The 17,853-nt window shown below is 72.0% G+C and carries 14 protein-coding genes; 6 read left to right on the top strand and 8 right to left on the bottom strand.

All coding sequences use genetic code 11. The annotated features are described in order from the left end of the window. Both ACZ4MH_RS24215 and ACZ4MH_RS24210 read left to right on the top strand, forming a co-directional pair. Entirely contained in the window at positions 1–870 is an 870-nt protein-coding gene (locus ACZ4MH_RS24215; protein WP_351601911.1) for a shikimate dehydrogenase, read from the top strand. A gap of 11 nt (positions 871–881) precedes the next feature. Further along, on the top strand, positions 882–2,687 hold the full coding sequence (locus ACZ4MH_RS24210) for a bifunctional sugar phosphate isomerase/epimerase/4-hydroxyphenylpyruvate dioxygenase family protein (RefSeq protein WP_467754676.1): 1,806 nt from the start codon (positions 882–884) through the stop codon (positions 2,685–2,687). Here ACZ4MH_RS24210 and ACZ4MH_RS24205 read toward each other — a convergent pair. Next, entirely contained in the window at positions 2,682–4,049 is a 1,368-nt protein-coding gene (locus tag ACZ4MH_RS24205) for an aspartate aminotransferase family protein (RefSeq protein ID WP_351600518.1), read from the bottom strand. The two genes, ACZ4MH_RS24210 and ACZ4MH_RS24205, sit on opposite strands and share 6 nt — an antisense overlap. A 130-nt stretch (positions 4,050–4,179) precedes the next feature. Here ACZ4MH_RS24205 and ACZ4MH_RS24200 point away from each other — a divergent pair, with 130 nt between their 5' ends. Both ACZ4MH_RS24200 and ACZ4MH_RS24195 read left to right on the top strand, forming a co-directional pair. Continuing rightward, positions 4,180–4,914, top strand: a complete 735-nt coding sequence (locus ACZ4MH_RS24200; protein ID WP_351600520.1) for a hypothetical protein — start codon at positions 4,180–4,182, stop codon at positions 4,912–4,914. Between the two features lie 68 nt (positions 4,915–4,982). Then, entirely contained in the window at positions 4,983–5,864 is an 882-nt protein-coding gene (locus ACZ4MH_RS24195; protein ID WP_351600522.1) for an intradiol ring-cleavage dioxygenase, read from the top strand. 7 nt (positions 5,865–5,871) lie between these two features. Here ACZ4MH_RS24195 and ACZ4MH_RS24190 read toward each other — a convergent pair whose 3' ends face one another. The 7 genes from ACZ4MH_RS24190 to ACZ4MH_RS24160 all read right to left on the bottom strand — a co-directional run bounded on the left by ACZ4MH_RS24190 (position 5,872) and on the right by ACZ4MH_RS24160 (position 15,148). Then, entirely contained in the window at positions 5,872–6,570 is a 699-nt protein-coding gene (locus ACZ4MH_RS24190; RefSeq protein ID WP_351600524.1) for a trimeric intracellular cation channel family protein, read from the bottom strand. Between the two features lie 73 nt (positions 6,571–6,643). Continuing rightward, positions 6,644–9,532, bottom strand: a complete 2,889-nt coding sequence (locus ACZ4MH_RS24185) for an NHLP bacteriocin export ABC transporter permease/ATPase subunit (protein ID WP_351600526.1) — start codon at positions 9,530–9,532, stop codon at positions 6,644–6,646. Position 9,533: 1 nt separating this feature from the next. Beyond that, complete coding sequence (locus ACZ4MH_RS24180) at positions 9,534–11,813, bottom strand: NHLP family bacteriocin export ABC transporter peptidase/permease/ATPase subunit (protein WP_351600528.1); 2,280 nt, start codon at positions 11,811–11,813, stop codon at positions 9,534–9,536. Continuing rightward, positions 11,810–12,616 carry an HlyD family efflux transporter periplasmic adaptor subunit gene (locus ACZ4MH_RS24175; protein ID WP_351600530.1) on the bottom strand — a complete coding sequence of 269 codons (807 nt, stop codon included), beginning with the start codon at positions 12,614–12,616 and terminating at the stop codon, positions 11,810–11,812. The genes ACZ4MH_RS24180 and ACZ4MH_RS24175 overlap by 4 nt, the downstream gene beginning before the upstream one ends. A gap of 321 nt (positions 12,617–12,937) precedes the next feature. Continuing rightward, positions 12,938–13,156 carry a type A2 lantipeptide gene (locus ACZ4MH_RS24170; protein WP_351600532.1) on the bottom strand — a complete coding sequence of 73 codons (219 nt, stop codon included), beginning with the start codon at positions 13,154–13,156 and terminating at the stop codon, positions 12,938–12,940. A gap of 459 nt (positions 13,157–13,615) precedes the next feature. After that, positions 13,616–14,002: a DUF6907 domain-containing protein gene (locus tag ACZ4MH_RS24165; protein ID WP_351600534.1), complete on the bottom strand. Its 387-nt coding sequence runs from the start codon at positions 14,000–14,002 to the stop codon at positions 13,616–13,618. Positions 14,003–14,131: 129 nt separating this feature from the next. Further along, the gene (locus ACZ4MH_RS24160) at positions 14,132–15,148 is read right to left on the bottom strand and encodes a LacI family DNA-binding transcriptional regulator (protein ID WP_467754675.1); all 1,017 of its coding nucleotides are present in this window, start codon (positions 15,146–15,148) and stop codon (positions 14,132–14,134) included. A gap of 225 nt (positions 15,149–15,373) precedes the next feature. Here ACZ4MH_RS24160 and uriH point away from each other — a divergent pair, with 225 nt between their 5' ends. Next, complete coding sequence (gene uriH, locus ACZ4MH_RS24155) at positions 15,374–16,360, top strand: uridine-preferring nucleoside hydrolase UriH (protein ID WP_351596931.1); 987 nt, start codon at positions 15,374–15,376, stop codon at positions 16,358–16,360. Continuing rightward, positions 16,357–17,799, top strand: a complete 1,443-nt coding sequence (gene uriT, locus ACZ4MH_RS24150; protein ID WP_351596934.1) for a uridine transporter UriT — start codon at positions 16,357–16,359, stop codon at positions 17,797–17,799. The genes uriH and uriT overlap by 4 nt, the downstream gene beginning before the upstream one ends. The last annotated feature ends 54 nt before the right edge of the window (positions 17,800–17,853 follow it).

Raw genomic sequence — 17,853 nt, 5'->3', positions numbered from 1 at the left:
TTGTCCACGCCCTCGTATCTCACCGGCCTCATCGGTTCCGGCATCGGCCCCTCGCTGAGCCCGGCCCTGCACGAGCGGGAGGCCGACCGGCACGGCCTGCGGCTGCTCTACCGGACGCTCGACCTCGACACGCTGGGCGTCGACGCGAAGGATGTCGGCGAGCTGATCCGCGCGGCCCGTACCCTCGGCTTCGATGGACTCAACATCACGCACCCCTGCAAGCAGCTGGTGATCGAGCACCTCGACGCGCTCTCGCCCGGCGCCGCCGAGCTGGGCGCGGTCAACACCGTCGTCTTCCGGGGCGGCCGGACGATCGGCCACAACACCGACGTCACCGGCTTCACCCAGTCCTTCGCGCGCGGCCTGCCCGGCGCCGCGACCCGCGAGGTCGTCCAGATCGGCGCGGGCGGCGCCGGCTCCGCCGTCGCGCACGCCATGCTCTCGCTCGGCACCGACCGCCTCACCCTCGTCGACACCGACGCCGTACGGGCCGGGGCGCTCGCCGACGCGCTCAACGCCCGCTTCGGCACCGGCCGCGCCACCACCGCCGCCCCGGACCGGCTGGCCCTCGTACTGCCCGGCGCCGACGGCCTGGTGCACGCCACCCCCACCGGCATGGCAGCGCACCCCGGCCTGCCGCTCCCCGCCGCGCTGCTCCGCGCCGACCTGTGGGTCGCCGAGGTCGTCTACCGGCCGCTGGAGACCGAACTGATCCGAACCGCACGGGAGTTGGGCTGCCGGACGCTGGACGGCGGCGGCATGGCCGTCTTCCAGGCCGCCGACGCCTTCCGGCTCTTCACCGGCCTGGAACCGCACGCCGAAGAGATGCTCGCCGACCTCGCCGACCTGGTCGGCACCGCCGCGGTCTGAGGAGGCCCCTGATGCGCAAGTCCATCGCCACGGTGTCGCTGAGCGGCTCGCTCTCCGAGAAGCTCAGCGCCGTCGCAGCGGCCGGGTTCGAGGGCGTCGAGATCTTCGAGAACGACCTGCTGGCCAGCCCGCTCAGCCCCGAGGAGATCCGGCTGCGCGCCGCGGACCTCGGCCTGTCCATCGACCTCTACCAGCCGTTCCGCGACTTCGAGGCGGTCCCGGACGAGGTCTTCGCGCGCAACATGCGGCGCGCTGAGCGGAAGTTCGCCGTCATGGAGCGGCTCGGCGCCGACACGATGCTGGTGTGCTCCAGCGTCTCGCCGGACGCCGCCGACGACGACGCGCTCGCCGCCCGGCAGCTGCGCGCCCTCGCCGAGCGCGCCGCCGCGCACGGCATCCGCCTCGCGTACGAGGCGCTGGCCTGGGGCCGGCACGTCAACACGTACGACCACTCCTGGCGCATCGTCGAGCAGGCCGATCACCCGGCGCTCGGCGTCTGCCTGGACAGCTTCCACATCCTCTCGCGCGGCTCCGACCCCAAGGGCATCGAGGACATCCCCGGCGAGAAGATCTTCTTCCTGCAGCTGGCCGACGCGCCCAAGCTGGCCATGGACGTCCTGCAGTGGAGCCGGCACTACCGCTGCTTCCCCGGCCAGGGCGGCTTCGACCTCGCCGGAATGCTCGGCCACGTGCTGCGCGCCGGCTACGCGGGCCCGCTCTCGCTGGAGATCTTCAACGACGTCTTCCGGCAGGCGGACGCGGGACGCACCGCGGTCGACGCGATGCGCTCGCTGATCGCCCTGGAGGAGGCCGCCGGGCTCAGCAGCCTGCCGGCGCCGGTCGTCCCGGACGGTGTCGCCTTCGCCGAACTCGCCGCCGCCGACACCGAACCGCTGCGCTCCCTGCTCGGCTCGCTCGGCTTCGTACGGGCGGGCCGGCACACCGGCGGCAAGCCGGTCGAGCTGTGGCAGCAGAACGAGGCGCGAGTACTGCTCAACACCGTGAGCGGCGCCCGCCGCGAGGGCCCCGGCCTGGTCGCGCTCGGCCTGGAGAGCCCGGAGCCCGCCGCCGCGGTGCGCCGCGCCGAGTCGCTGCGGGCGCCGGTCGTGCCCCGCCGCCGCGCGCCCGGGGACGTACCGCTGGACGCGGTGGCCGCGCCGGACGACACCGAGCTGTTCTTCTGCCGTACGGACCGGGCCGACCACCCGAGCTGGACGGCGGACTTCGGCAGCCCGGCGCCGCAGAGCGGCACGGCCGGGATCACCCGCGTCGACCACGTCGCGCTCACCCAGCCCTGGCACCACTTCGACGAGGCGTCCCTCTTCTACGCGAGCGTGCTGGGCCTCCAGCCGAACGAGAGCCTGGACCTCGCCGACCCCTACGGCCTCTTCCGCAGCCGCGCCGTCGCCAACGCCGGCGGCACGCTGCGGATCGCGCTGAACGTCGCTCCTGTACCGGGCGAGCAGGAGATCAGGCCGCAGCACATCGCGCTGGCCACCGACGACCTGCTCGCGACCGCGCGCCGGGTGCGGGAGGCGGGCGCGGCCCTGCTGCCCATCCCGGACAACTACTACGACGACCTCGACGCGCGGTACGGCCTCGCCCCCGAGACCCTGGCGGCCTTCCGCGAGCTGGGCATTCTCTACGAACGGGACGAGAACGGCGGCGAGTTCCTGCACTGCTACACCGTCACCGTCGGCCGGGTCTTCTTCGAGCTGGTGGAGCGGCGCGGCGGCTACCAGGGATACGGCGCGGCCAACGCCACGGTACGGCTGGCGGCGCAGCACACGGCGGACGCGGGCAGCCGACGGTCATGAGACCGCACCGCCGGGGACGTTGTGCACCGCGGCCGCGAACCGCTCGAAATTGCGGACGAAGCGCTCGACGTCCCCGGCGGTGTGCTGTACCGAAAGCGTCCACTGTTCGGTCTTGCCCCAGGGCGGCAGGAAAACGCCGCCGTTGTGCTGGTACAGCCAGTGCAGATGGCCCCAGCGGTCGTCGTAGGCGAGGAAGTCCCGGAAGTCGCGCAGCCGTTCGGTGAAGATCACCGAGCCCTTGGCGCCGTGCGCGGCGACGTATCCGGGGAGGCCATGGCGGGCCATCGCGGCTTCGACGCCGGACACCATCGTGTGCCGCAGCGCGTCGAAGTGGCGGTAGGCCGCGTCGGTCAGTACCTCGGTGAGCACGGCGTGCGTGGCGGCCAGCATCATCGGGTTGCCGTTGAACGTGCCCACCTGCTCGTAGGTGTTGTCGGCGACCTTGGCCATCAGGTCACGCGTGGCGCCCACCGCGCCGCAGGGAATGCCGCCGCCCATGGACTTCGCGAGGCAGATGATGTCCGGGGTGACGCCGAAGAGTTGGGTGGCGCCGCCGGGGGCGACCGCGAAGCCGGTCTTGACCTCGTCGTAGGCGAGGTAGGCGCCGTGCCGGTGCAGGAGCTGCTTCAGCCCGGCGTGGTAGCCGTCCGGCGGGACGATCAGGCCGATGTTCATCATGATGGGCTCGATGATCATCCCGGCGATGTCGTCGCCGTGCTCCGCGAGCACCCGCTCCACGGCGTCGAGGTCGCCGAACGGGACGACGAGGGTCAGGTCCGTGACCGCCGTCGGGTAGGCAGGGCCGTACGGCACCGAGCGCGGGCGGTCGTCCGGGCCGATGTCGCCCTCTCCGCGGGCGTAGATCGACACCTGCACCGAGTCGTGGTGGCCGTGGTAACTCCCCTCCACCTTGAGGATCTTGCGGCGGCCGGTCGCGGCCCGCATCAGATGCACCGCGTCCATGGTCGCTTCCGTACCGGAGTTGGTGAAGCGCCACTGGGGCAGGCCGAAGCGGTCGGCGAGCAGCCGGGTCACCGGGATCAGGTCGCGGGTGGGCTGCGCGAAGTGGGTACCGTGCTGCACCCGCTCGGTGACCGCGGCGACGATCGCCGGGTGGGCGTGGCCCGCGAGGCCGACGCCGAAGCCGCCGTGCAGGTCGACGTAGTCGGTGCCGTCCACGTCGCGGACGTGGGCGCCGTGCCCGTCCTCGATCCAGACGGCGACGGGCGGACCGTCCTGCCAGGCGGAGGCGACCCCGCCGGCGAGCGACTCCCGGGCCTCCTCGCGGAGCCGCGCCGAGGCGGTGGTGCGGTCCATGAGGAGCTTCTCCTGCTCCTCGATCAGGCGGTCGAGCTGCTTCATCGGGATGTCCTCCTCGGCGAGCGGCCGTTTCGCAGCGATTCGTCTGCGCAGCGATTCGTAGAGAAGTTACGGTAGGTTTTCTACGGAGGCAATGGGGCCTACGAGTGCCGACGGAGGGGGCAGCAGCACGATGCCGGGAGTCACCAAGAAGGCGCGGCGCAGCCGTCGTTCGCCGGCGGAGACGCGGGCCCTGATGCTGGAGGCGGGCGTGGAGCTGGTCCGCCGGCGCGCCGCCGACACCTCCGACCAGGCGCTCGCTGGGCCGCTGGCGCACATCAGGCTCACCGAGGTGGCCCGGCTCGCCACCGAGATCGCCGCGGGCCGACAGCCGGGCGTGGGTCGCGCGCAGCCGATCACCACCGGCGCGATCTACCCCCTGTGGCCCACCCAGGCCGACTACCAGACGGACCTGATGTTCCACCTGCTCGGTCCGGACGCGTATCCGGAGGACCGGGACGCGGTGGCCGAACTGCTGGCGCTGGCGGACACCACGGCGCCGGTCGAGGCCATCCTCACCACGGTCGCCGCCGGCTACCTCGAACGCGCCCGCGCCAACCCCCTCACCTACGTCTACCTGACCTTCTACGTACTGGGCGAACACCCCGAGGTCCGCGCGGCGGCCCAGGGCGGCTACCGCCAACTCGGCATCGGCTACGCCGCCGCGCTGGAACGCCTGCTGGCCCGCGAGGGCCGCCGCATGGCCCCCGGCCGCACCGTCACCGACTTCACCGTCTCCCTGCTCGCCGTCCTGGAGGGCTTCTGCCTGCGCGCCCGGGTCGACCCCACCCCGCTGCCCGAGCTGCTCGGCGCCACCGTCGTCGCCCTCTGGCACTCCTTCACGGAGCCTGACGCGACACTCTCATGAGTTCAACAGCCTTGTTTTATAAGGCCGTTCACAGGTTCCTCCTAGGTACCTTCAGTACCTTACGGAACATGACAGAAGAGAGCACACCTCGTTTCAGCCGCCGCCGGTTACTGGCCGCGGGCGGCGCCGGTATCGCCGCCGCGGGACTCGGCGGGGCCGCGCTGGCCGGCACCGCGGCGGCCGATGAGCCGGTCGCCACCGACTGCCTGCGCCTCACCAAGGAGTCCATCGAGGGGCCGTACTACCTCGACTACGACAAGTACCGCTCCGACGTCACCGAAGGAAAACCGGGCGTTCCGCTGACCCTGCGCATCCGTGTCGTCGACGCGGAACACTGCCGGCCGCTGTCCCGGGTCGCCGTCGACATCTGGCACTGCGACGCGCTGGGCGTCTACTCCAGCTACGAGAAGGCGTCCTCCGGAGGCGGCGGCACGCCGCCCACCGGCGCGCCGACCGCCACCCCCACCGGCCCGCCGCCCGGCGGTGGCGGCGGACACGCGGAGCCGGACAGCGACACCACCTACCTGCGCGGTTTCCAGCTGACCGACCGGGCGGGCTGGGTCACCTTCCGGACCGTCTTCCCCGGCTGGTACCGCGGCCGGGCCGTGCACATCCACACCAAGGTGCACGTCGACGGCACCTTCTCGCACGGTGAATACGAGGGCGGCACCGACTGCCACACCGGCCAGCTCTACTTCCCCGAGCGGGCGATCGAGGCCGTCGCGCGGGAGAACCCGTACGCCACCAACACCACCGAGCGCACCACCAACGCCGAGGACATGCTGTACTCCGGGGACACCGCGGCGGACGGGATGCTCGCGCTGCGGTACGACGCGCAGCGGGTGGGGCGCGGGGTGCACGCGGCGATCACCCTCGGCGTCGACCCCGACGCCGTCAACGACGGCCAGAACGGCGGCTTCCCGGCCCCGACATCCTCCCCGGCCGCCTAGGCGTGCCCTAGGCCACGCCCGGCGTGTCCCCCTGGCTCGGGCCCTCCTCCGGTACCTCCACCGCCGAGGAGCGGCGGTTCCAGGCCCGGGGGGCGCGCCAGTGGTAGCGGAGGGCGAGCAGGCGGACGGCGAAGGCGACGAGGGAGGCGGCCGCGCTGGTGCCGGGGTTGAGGGACTGGAAGCGGATGCAGAGCGCGACGATGGCGGAGCCGACGATGGCCGGCACGGCGTAGAGGTCGCGGTCCCAGCGGACCAGCGAGGGGACCTCGTTGGCGATGATGTCGCGGAGCACGCCGCCGCCGACGGCCGTGGCGAGGCCGAGGGTGGCGGAGGCGGTGAGGCCGAGCCCGTACTCGTACGCCTTGGTGGTGCCGGCGACGCAGAAGAGGCCGAGCCCGGCCGCGTCGAAGACGTTCACCCCCGTCTGGATCCGCTGGACCTGCGGGTGGAGGAAGAAGACGAGGACGGCCGCGACCAGCGGGGTGAGGAAGTACCCGAGGTCGGTGAAGGCGGCCGGCGGCACGGCGCCGATGATCAGGTCACGGAACAGCCCGCCGCCGAGCGCGGTCACCTCGGCGAGCACGGCGATGCCGAAGATGTCGAAGTTCTTGCGCACGGCGAGCAGCGCGCCGGAGATCGCGAAGACGAAGATGCCGATCAGGTCGAGCGTGTGCTGGACGGAGGGCGTGAACAGTTGCTGGAGCACACGGCATTCTTACGCGCGGACGGCGGCGGGCCGTATGACGTCTCGCACTCCGGTCCCGCCGCGCGCCCGCGGTTCAGCTGATCTGGCGGCGGACCAGCTCGTGGAAGAGGCCGCCGGTGTCGGCGAGCAGGTCGGCGGGGGTGCCCTGCTGGGCGACCCGGCCCTCGGACATGACGATCACCCGGTCGGCGTCCATGATCGTGGAGAGCCGGTGGGCGATGACGACGCGGGTGGCGTTGAGCGTGCGGGTGGACTCGGTGACCACCCGCTGGGTCTCGTTGTCCAGCGCGCTGGTGGCCTCGTCGAAGAAGAGGATGCGCGGCCGCCGGATCAGCGCCTGGGCGATCATCAGGCGCTGCCGCTGACCGCCGGAGATCGAGCCGCCGCCGTCGGAGAGCATCGTGTGCATGCCCATCGGCATCCGCTTGATGTCCTCGGCCAGGCCCGCCATCCCGGCCGCCGCCCACGCCTCCTCCTGCGTGAACATCTCGGCGCCGCAGATGCAGTCGAGGATGGAGCCGTTGAAGGGCTGGGCGTTCTGCAGCACCACGCCGCACTGGCGGCGCACGGCGGCCTGGTCCAGGGCCGCCAGGTCCTGGCCGTCGTAGAGGACGCTGCCCGAGACCGGGCGGTCGAAGCCGATGAGCAGGCGCAGCAGGGTGGACTTGCCGCAGCCGCTCGCGCCGACGACGGCGACGAACTCGCCGGGCCGCACCTCGAAGGACACGTCGTCCAGGACCAGCGGCCCGTCGTCGGAGTAGCGGAAGGACAGGCCGCGGGCCTCGATGCCGCCACTGAGGGTGCCGGGCTGGGTCGAGCCGCCGCGTACTTCGGGCCGCTCGTCGAGGACCGGCTTGATCTGCTCGAACATCGGCAGCACGGCGAACGCCTGGAGGCACGCGCCGGTCAGCTGGGTCACCGAGGACAGCATCATCGTGACGGCGGTGTTGAAGGTGAGGAACGCGCCGGCCGACAGCGCGCCGCGGGCCGGGCCCGCGAGCAGCATGAACATCACGAGGGTGCACAGCGGCAGGTAGACCGCGTTGAGCACGGTGGTGAGGTTCTTGATCCGGCCGACCTTCTGCTGCAGCTCCCGGCTGCGCGCGAACTCCCCGGCCCACGCCCCGTACGCGAAGCTCTCGGCGGCGGCGACGCGCAGCTTCGGCAGCCCGCGCAGGGTCTGGAACGCCTGGTTGTTGAGCTTGTTGGTCAGCTCGATCAGTTCGCGCTGGGAGCGCAGCTGCCACAGGCCCAGGAGCAGGAAGACCGCGGCGATGGAGAGCAGCATGGCGATCGCGACGACGGCCAGCTTCGGGCTGTAGACCAGCAGCAGGACGAGGTTCATCGTGCCGACCGTGCCGGCCTGCACGGCGACCGAGCCGATGCCGGACAGGATGCGGCGGATGCCGCTGATGCCCATCGCGGCGCTGGCCAGCTCGCCGGTGGACCGCCCGCTGAAGAACTTGGTGGGCAGCCGCAGCAGCCGGTCCCAGACGGCCGGCTGGAGGGTGGATTCGATGCGTCCTTCGACGCGCAGGATGGAGGTGTTCTCCAGCAGCATGAAGACGGCGGAGACCAGGCTGGTGACGATCAGCGCGACGGCCGTCTGGACGATGAGGCCGCGCTCGGCGTTGGGGACGTAATCGCCCAGCACCTTGCCGGTGGCGATCGGGACGAGCGCGCCGAGTACCACGGCGACCAGCCCGCCAATGGCAAGGTTCCGCAGGTCCAGGCGGGTGCCGCGCATGCTGAAGCGGATCAGCCGCAGCGGGCCCATCGGGCGGTCGGGCAGCGGCGGGTAGAGCATGACGGCGCGCGGTTCCAGCGCCGCCGCCTGCTCCTGGTCGAGCCGGGTGCGGGTGCCGTCGGCCGCGACCGCGTCGTACCGGCCCCGGCGCCACAGCAGCGCCACGGGCTCGCCGGTCTCGCTCCGGTGGCCGACGAGCGGGCCGCTGTTCTCGCGCCACCACCGGCCGTCGAGCTTGACGACGCGGGTGCGGATGCGGGAGCTGACGGCGATCCGCTCGACGGGGCTGAGCCGGTCGTCCGCCGTGCCGCCCTCCTTGGGCGAGGTCAGGGTGATCCTGGCGGCGTCGGCGACCTTGCGGCAGACGGCGAGGGTGGCGTCGTCGGTGGCTCCGGCGTGCCCGCCGCCGCGGCCCGAGGAGCCGATGGAGGACAGCAGGGTCTGGTCGGCCTGGGAGCGGGCGGCCTCGCCGGCCTTGATGCCGGCCGCCGTGCGGTCCTCGTGGGCGCGCTCCAGCCGCTCGATCCAGCGGTCCAGCGCGGACAGCAGCCGGTACTGCTGGTCGACCATGCGCTGCCACATCGTGCCGTCGATGAGCAGATCGGCGGCCGCCTCGGCGCTGTAGTGCGCGCCGTACTGGAGGCTGCCGGGGTCGACCGGCATCCAGAGGATGTTCTCGTCGGCCGCGCCGTCGGTCCCGTCGCTCTCGCCCGCCTCGTACTCGCCGTCCAGCGGCGCTTCGAAGAGCACGCGCTGGCTGCGGCCGACACCGCGCGCGAAGGCGTCCTCCAGCGGGCTGAGCGCGCCGTCGTACCCGAATTCCCCCGTGTCCCAGGACTGGCCGACGTACCGGCCGTACGCGTCGTACTCCGCGTAGCCCCCGTGCTCGGGCCGGAACAGCTCGCGCAGCTGGATACGGCGGACCGCGCAGCCCTGCAGCGGCCGGGCGACGAGGGTGTGCTGCGGCCCCTCGACGGGGCCGAGCAGGAGGGTGCCGGGGGCCAGGCGGCCGAGGAAGTACCAGTGGCCCTGCTGCGCCGCGTCGACCGCGAAGAGGTCCATGGCCCCGCCGGTGACCAGCCACAGCACGTGCGGCCCTTCGAGCGGCAGGCTGCGCAGGCCCGTGCAGTCGACTTCGGTGCCGAGCCCACCGAGGGCGCCGAGGACGGTGTCGTCGGCGGCCGTCCCGGTGGCCGCGGGGTGCGGGGTTGTCACCTCAGGACTCCTTGACCAGCTCTGCGTACGCGCCCTGGGCGGCGACCAGGTCCTCGTGCCGCCCGCGCTCGACGACCGTGCCGTGGTCCAGGACCACGATCTCGTCGCTGTCGCGCACCGTGCTGAGGCGGTGTGCGATGACGACGCAGGCGCAGCCCAGGCGCCGCAGGTTGTCCATGATGATCTGTTCGGTCTCCGCGTCGAGCGCGCTGGTGACCTCGTCCAGTACGAGGATGGAGGGGCGCCGGACCAGGGCCCGGGCGATCTCCAGGCGCTGCCGCTGGCCGCCGGAGAAGTTCCGGCCGTCCTGCTCGACGCGACTGTGGATGCCGCCGGGGCGGCGGGCCACCATGTCGTACGCGGCGGCGTTCTTGAGCGCCTCGATGACGGCCTCGTCGGGGATCGAGGGGTCCCACAGCGCGACGTTGTCGCGGACGGTGCCTTCGAAGAGGAAGACGTCCTGGTCGACGAAGGAGACCGAGGAGGCGAGCGCGCCGCGGGAGATGTCCTCCAGCCGCTGCCCGTCGATGTGGATGGTGCCCTCCCACGGGCTGTACAGGCCGGAGATCAGCCGGGAGACGGTGGACTTGCCGCTGCCGGAGCCGCCGACGAGGGCGACCTGCTGCCCGGGCCCGACGGTCAGCGAGAAGGCGCTGAGCAGCGGCTTGTCCAGTGGGCTGTAGCCGAAGGTGATGTTCGTCAGCTCCACATGGCCCTTGAGGCGGCGCGTGCTCGCGACGGGCTCGGGGCGGGTGTAGAGGGAGTCGACGGGGAAGGACTCGACGTCCTTCAGCCGGGCGACGTCGGCGGCGAAGTCCTGGATGCGGGCCGCCATGCCGTTGAGCCGGGTGATGGGCGCCGTGAAGTTGGTGACCAGCGCCTGGAAGGCGACAAGGAGACCTACCGACATATGGCCTTCGACCGCGCGCAGCCCGCCGATGAGCAGGATGGCGGCGCTGTTGAGGGCGGCGAGGGTGGGCGCGACGACGGCGAGCCAGGCGCTGGGCACGCCGAGCCGCTGCTGACCGTCCAGGGTGGTCGCGTGCTGTCCGGCCCAGCGGCGGAAGTAGCCGTTCTCTCCGCCGGTGGCCTTCATCGTCTCGATGAGCTGCAGGCCGCTGTACGAGGTGTTGGTCAGCCGGGCGGTGTCGGCGCGCAGCTTCTGGGTGCCCGTGGCGCGCAGCCGTACGACGATGCGCATCGCGGCGACGTTGAGCAGCGCGACGGCCACGCCGATGAGGGTGAGCTGCGGATCGTACGACCACAGCAGGAACGCGTAGAGGATGACGACGACCGCGTCCACGCCGGCCGCCGCGAGGTCGCGGGCCAGGGTCTCGGCGACGGTGTCGTTGGACTGCAGCCGCTGGACGAGGTCGGCGGGGTTGCGCTGGGCGAAGAAGGTGACCGGCAGCCGGAGCAGATGGCGCAGGAAGCGGGCGCTGCTCAGGGTGGAGGAGATGATCCGGCCGCGCAGCAGGTTCGCCTGTTGCAGGGCGGTGAGCGCCGCGGTGAGCACGAGGGTGGTGCCCATCGACGCGAAGAGCACGCCGAGCAGCGACGTCTGGTCGCCGATCAGGAACATGTCGATGTACGTACGGCTCAGCGCGGGCACCGTCGCGCCGACCACGACCAGCAGGAAGCTGGCGAGGACGGCGGCGAGCATGGTGCCGGAGGTGCCGCGCAGCCGGGGCGGCAGGGCGCCGAGGACGCCGGGCTTGCGGCCGCCCTTGCGGAACTCCTCGCCGGGCTCGAAGGTCAGCACGACGCCGGTGAAGCTGGTGTCGAAGTCCTCGGCGGGCACGAAGCGGCGGCCCCGGTCGGGGTCGTTGATGAACGCGCCCTTGCGGCCGAAGCGGCGGCCCATGCCGTCGAAGACGACGTAGTGGTTGAACTCCCAGAAGAGGATGGCCGGGGCGCGGACCTCGGCGAGCGCGGCCGGCTCCATCTGCATGCCCTTGGCCTTCAGGCCGTAGGCGCGGGCCGCCTTGAGGAGGTTGGAGGCGCGGGAGCCGTCGCGGGAGACGCCGCAGGCGATGCGCAGCTCCTCCAGCGGCACGTGCCGGCCGTAGTGGCCGAGGACCATGGCGAGCGACGCGGCGCCGCACTCCACGGCCTCCATCTGGAGGACGGTGGGCGTACGGATCGTCTTGCCGGCGCCCTTGGCGGGTCCGGTCCCGCTCCGGTTGGAGCGGCGCCGGTCGGGCTTGGTGTTCGGGCGGTGCCGGCCGCGGCCGCCGGGCGGCAGCGGCGGCGGTGCCGGGGCTTCGGGCTGCGCGGTCACGGGAGGAGCCAATCGATCGGACGCTGCGCGGTGAGGTGGACCGCACCGGTGACGGGCGTCATGGAGCCGATCGCGTTCGGCGGGCCGTCGGCGGTGGACCACTTGTAGCCGGACTTGGTGTCCTTGGTGCGCTCCAGCTCGACGAGGACCGCGATCGGCTGGCCGTCCGCGGTGAACTGCTCGCCGAGCTCGCGGTCGCCGAGGAAGCCGGCGATCTGGCGGCTGCTCTGCGGCGCCCGGCCGACGGCCTTGACCTTGCCGCGCAGCACTCCGTACTGCTGCGTGGGCACGGACTGGACGGTGAGGTCGACGGCGGCGCCGACGGGGACGGTGGCGGCGCTGCGGCTGGGTACGTACACCATCGCCACCAGCGGTTCGTGCGCGCTGCTGACGCGCTCGACGCTCGCGACGTCGGCGCCGACGGTGACCACCGAGCCGATCTTGCCGACCAGGCTGGTGACGCGGCCCGGCGCCACCGCGCGGACGGCGCGGTCGCCCTGTGCGGTGCGTACCTTCATGACCGGCGCTCCGGCCTTGAGCTGCTGGCCCTCCCTGGCGAAGACCTGGGTGACCTGGCCGGCGACCGGGCTCTGCAGGACGTAGCTGCCCTGGGGGTGGGTGAGGATGCCGGGCGAGGTCAGCTTGGAGGACACGGACCCGGTGAGCGCCCAGAAACAGGCGACGGCCATCACGACGACGGTGACGGCGAGGACGAGGCCGCCCTGCGGCCGGGCGTAGCGCACGGGCAGGTCGAGCTCTTCAGGCGACTGGAGCTTGGCCAGCGCCTTTTGCCGGAACTGCACGGAACTTTTCCCTCGACTGCTTTTGTCTCATTCGGCGCCGACGCATACACCAAAGGGCAGCGCGGGCAAAAAGGCGACCCAATGGGACACGCGCGACATGGCGCACCAATGATCCATGAAAATACCCGCTGTTCGGGCATACCAAGGCATGACCGTAACACAGGCGGAAAAGCCCGCACTTGACGGGCGAAGGCGGCGGCCGGTGGCATCCGTGAGCCCCGGAACAAATGCTCCGGGGCTCACGGCAAACCTATGGGTACGGACATGTACCGATAGGTCGAGTCACACCTGCGGCAGTGAAGCCGACGGCAGTGGCAGGACTCAGAGGCCCGCGACGACGCCGTTCACGTTGACGCCGGTGGCGCCCTGAACGGTGCCGGTGACGGTGCCGAGCACGTTGCCGACGGTGCCGCCGGTCACGCCGTCGACGGTGCCGACGACCTGGTTGGCGACCGGACCGACGACGCCGAGGCCACCGGCGATGTTGTCCAGCTCGGCGTCGGCGATCTCAGCGGTCTCGACCTGGGGGGTGAAGTCCATGGTGTGCGCTTCCCTTCAATTACTGTGGGTCATACTCGAATAACACGGAAGTCGGCGGCAGAACATAACCCGGCGGCCATATCGGTCATTTACCGAATGGAAACCGGGGAGGCATTCGCACAACTCCCGCGCCGAAATGATCCAAGCACGCCAACTGGTAGCCGGGCCAACTCGCTTGCGGCGGCCGGTCGGCACATTTCACCGGCACCGGACGATCACGTGCAGTTTTGTGCACGCCTTGGTGACGACTCCTTCACAAGAACGATTGCCCGCGCTCCGGCGGCCGCGTCCGCACGCCGGACCCATCCGGACATACCCGCGCCAAGCCCCGGACGCCCGCGCGCGGCCGCGTACGGAAGGGCACACACTGTGCCGCCGGTGCGCGGGCGATGTGCAGATTCCTTGAAACCCGCCTGCGCGGCGCAACCTCACGCGTGCAGGGGCGTCCGTGTATGCCGCTCAGGTCACCGAGACCCCGCCGGGCAGCGCCGCGCGCCAGCCCCGCAGCGTCTCCAGGACCCGCTCCAGCTCGCCGACGATCCGGTCCAGCTCGCCGGCGGTCCGCGCGTCGCAGGAGTACGGCAGCCGGCCCTCGGCCTCGATCACGCCCACCTCGACCACCGGCGACGTCCGCCCGGACGCACCTTCTTCACACATGATGCGGAAGTGGAACTGCGGGAAGCCCCGCTCCGGCTGCGCCGAGAGATTCCAGCCGACCGGTTCCGCCAGATGCATGATCCCGTCGTGGCCACCGGCCTCGGCGGCCGTGTGCACGCGCCGGCACCACACCGGGCACACCACGGGCCGTACGGCCAATGTCACGGGATCCAGCATGTCGTCCGTCATATGCACATTATCCGGCCGGTATGCCGAACCCGCCCTTGAACGACGCGCGGGAGTGCCCGCTTCCGCTTCCCCGTCGGCGCGCGGGCACGTCGGCGCGCGGGACACCGCTTCCGCGCGTCCCGCGTGCGGTCAGCCGGAGGCCCGTACGAGCAGTTCCGGCGTGAGCCGCACCGTACGGCTCGGGCTCGCGGCCGGGCCCGCTCCCCCGCCCAGTACTCGGTCGCCCGACCGCTCGGCGAGCAACCTGGCGGCCTCCGCCGCCAGTTCGGTGACCGGCTGGCGGACCGTGGTCAGCGCCGGGTCGGCCAGGCCCGCGAAGGGCACGTCGTCGAAGCCGGTGACGGCGACCTCGGCGGGCACGTCGGCGCCCAGCTGGCGCAGCCGCTGGAGCGCGCCGACCGCGATGAGGTCGTTGGCGCAGACGATCGCGTCCGGGCGGGACGGCCAGATGCGGTCGACCGCGGCCCGCCCCCACGCCACGGAGAAGTCGCCCAGCTCGACCCGGCCGGGGGCCTGCGGATCCAGGGCCGCCGCGCCCGCCTCGTACGCGGCGCGCCGCTCGGCCGCCGTCGAGGTCGTGCCGGCCGCGCCCACGAACCACGGCCGGCGGCGGCCCGCCGCCGCCAGGTGATCCAGTACGAGTGCCATGCCGGCCGCGTTGTCCACCGCGACCGAGTCGGCGACGCCCGGTCCGCAGGCACGGTCCAGCAGCACCACCGGCACCCGCCGCGCGGCGTCCGCGACCGCCTCCCGGCTGAGCCGCGCGTCGACCGGTATCAGCACCAGCGCGTCCACCTGCCGGTCCAGGAACTCCGCGATCCGGGCCGCCTCGGTCGCCGGGTCGTCGTCGCAATCCGCGAGCAGCACGGCCCGCCCCGCGGCGTGCAACGCGTGCTCCAGCTCGCGCACGAGCGCGGGGAAGAAGGGGTTGGTGATCTGCGGCAGGACCAGGCCGACGGTGCCGGTGGCGCGGCGGCGCAGCGCGCGGGCGACGTGGTTGGGGCGGTACCCCAGCCGGGTGGCCGCCTCCCGTACCGTACGGGCGGTCTCGGCGCCGACCGGGCGGGTGCCGGCGAGCACGCGGGAGACGGTGGCGACGGAGCAGCCCGAGGCACGGGCGACGTCCTTCAAGGTGACTTCGGCCACGGTCGCGCCCTTCGCTCGGCTCGGCTGCGCCCCTGCAGCGGCGTACGCTGCGGCAACGGCGGGCAAACGTTATCACCGGGCAGCCGCCGGACTCTGTGGGATGAATCATTGACAAGTACCCCGGTATGCGGGTGAACTCTTCGCGGCCTTTCGGAGAACGATTTCCCATCGCTCTCCCGAAGGCGTCACCGCACCACCGTTCAACAGGGCAAAGGGGCTCGACCGTTGGCCAGAAAGATCATCCTCGACTGCGACCCGGGGCACGACGACGCGATCGCCATGCTCCTGGCCCACGGCAACCCCGACATCGAGCTCGTCGCCGTGACGACCGTGGTCGGCAACCAGACGCTGGAGAAGGTCACCCGCAACGCGCTCTCCGTGGCGCGGATCGCGGGCATCACCGACGTGCCCTTCGCCGCCGGCTGCCCGCGTCCCCTCGTACGGAACATCGAGACCGCCGGTGACATCCACGGCGAGACCGGTCTGGACGGCCCCGTGCTGCCGGACCCGACGTGCGTCCTGGACGAGCGGCACGCCGTCGACCTGATCATCGACACCGTGATGTCCCACGAGCCGGGCGAGATCACCATCGTCCCGACCGCGGGCCTGACCAACATCGCGCTGGCCGCGCGCAAGGAGCCGCGCATCGTCGAGCGGGTCCGCGAGGTCGTCCTGATGGGCGGCGGCTACCACGAGGGCAACTGGAGCGCGGTCGCCGAGTTCAACATCGTCATCGACCCCGAGGCCGCGCACATCGTCTTCAACGCGGGCTGGCAGGTCACCATGGTCGGCCTGGACCTCACCCACCAGGCGCTCGCGACGCCCGAGGTGGCCGAGCGGATCGCCGCGCTGGGCACCAAGCCCGCCAAGTTCGTCGAGGAGCTGCTGGAGTTCTTCGGCACCACCTACCGCGACCACCAGGGCTTCGAGTCGCCGCCGGTGCACGACCCGTGCGCCGTCGCGTACGTGATCGACCCGGACGTGATGACGGTGCGCCGCGCCCCGGTGGACATCGAGCTGACCGGCACCCTGACCAAGGGCATGACCGTGACGGACTTCCGCGCGCCCGCGCCGGCCGACTGCCGCACCCAGGTCGCGGTGCAGCTGGACCACGGCCGCTTCTGGGACCTCGTCGTCGACGCGCTGGAGCGGATCGGCGACCCCGAGCTGATCGGCGAGAACCCGCAGAAGCCCGGAGACGTACTGGCATGAGCGCATCCACCACGACGGGGCAGCCCCCGGGCGGCCTGACGGAGAGACCCGGCATACGGGTCGGGGTCCTGGTCACCGCGCTGCTGGTGGCGTGCTTCGCCTTCCAGCTCAACGCGAGCATGCTGAGCCCCGCGCTGAAGAGCATCGAGGACAGCCTCCACGCCACCTCGGCGGAGATCGGCCTCACCCAGACCGCGTTCTTCACCTCGGCGGCCCTCTTCTCGCTCTTCCTGCCGCGGCTCGGCGACGTCATCGGCCGCCGCAAGGTGCTGGCCGGGATGATGGCCCTGATGGTCATCGGCTGCATCGTCGCGGCGCTCGCGACGAGCGTGCCGGTGCTCTTCGCCGGCCGGGTCCTCCAGGGCGTGAGCGGCCCGACCGTACCGCTGTGCCTGATCATGCTGCGGGTCGAGGTCACCGAGCCGAAGAAGTACGGCACCCTGCTCGGTGTGATCACCGCGGTCAACGGCGGCATCGCGGGCGTGGACTCGCTCGCGGGCGGCTACCTCGCCGACCACTACGGCTTCGGCGCCGTCTTCTGGGCGATGGCCGTGGTCGCGGCGCTCGCCGCGGTCCTGGTCGCCACCCTGACCCGGGAGTCCACCGCGCCCGTGAAGAGCCGGATGGACTGGCCCGGCGTGGTCCTGCTCGTCGTCTCGGTCGGCGCGCTGCTGACCGCGTTCAACGAGGCGGGCAAGCTGGCCGCCGCGAACTGGCCGCTGATCGGCGTGCTCGTCGTGATCGCCGCGCTCGCCTTCGCGCTGTTCTGGCGCACGGAGGGCCGCAGCGGCCACCCGCTGGTCGCCACCCACCACCTCAAGCAGCGCTCGACCTGGGCCCTGCTGCTGACCACGGTCCTCACCATGACCGGCGTCTTCGCCGTCATGAACGGGCTGATCCCGGCGTTCGCGCAGGACGCGCACGCGGGCCTGGGCATGTCGGCCGAGGCGTCGGCCTGGTGGACGCTGACGCCGTACGCGCTCGCCGGGCTCGCCATGGGCCCGGTCGCCGGGCGGCTCGCCGCGACGTTCGGGTACGGCCGCGTCCTGCGGTTCGGCCTGATCGGCTCGGTCGTGACCGTCGTCCTGATGATCCTCACCCTCGGCAGCCACTCGCGGCCGCTGCTGCTGGTGATGTCGCTGCTGGTCGGCATCACGTACGCGGGCGTGGCGAACATCGTCCTCAACGGGCTCGGCATCGTACTGTCCCCGCGCGAGAACCCGGGCTTCCTGCCGGGTCTGAACGCGGGCGCGTTCAACCTGGGCGCGGGGCTGAGCTTCGCGGTGCTGTACGCGGTGAAGACCGCGGCTGTTCCGGCCGACCCGTCGTCGCCGTCGGACTACACCGCGGGGATGATCGCGGGCATGGTCATCATCGCTGCGGCGATCGGGACGTCGTTCCTGATCCCCAAGCCGGTGTCCGCCGAGGCGGACGGCTGATCGACGGTCCGGGTGCGTGACGGTTGTTGCCTCACGCACCCGCCGTCGTGGCTG

The sequence above is a fragment of the Streptomyces sp. NPDC026301 genome (assembly GCF_055567935.1).
The sequence above is the reverse complement of the archived record's forward strand: the minus strand, read 5'-3'. Positions and strand labels throughout refer to the sequence as shown.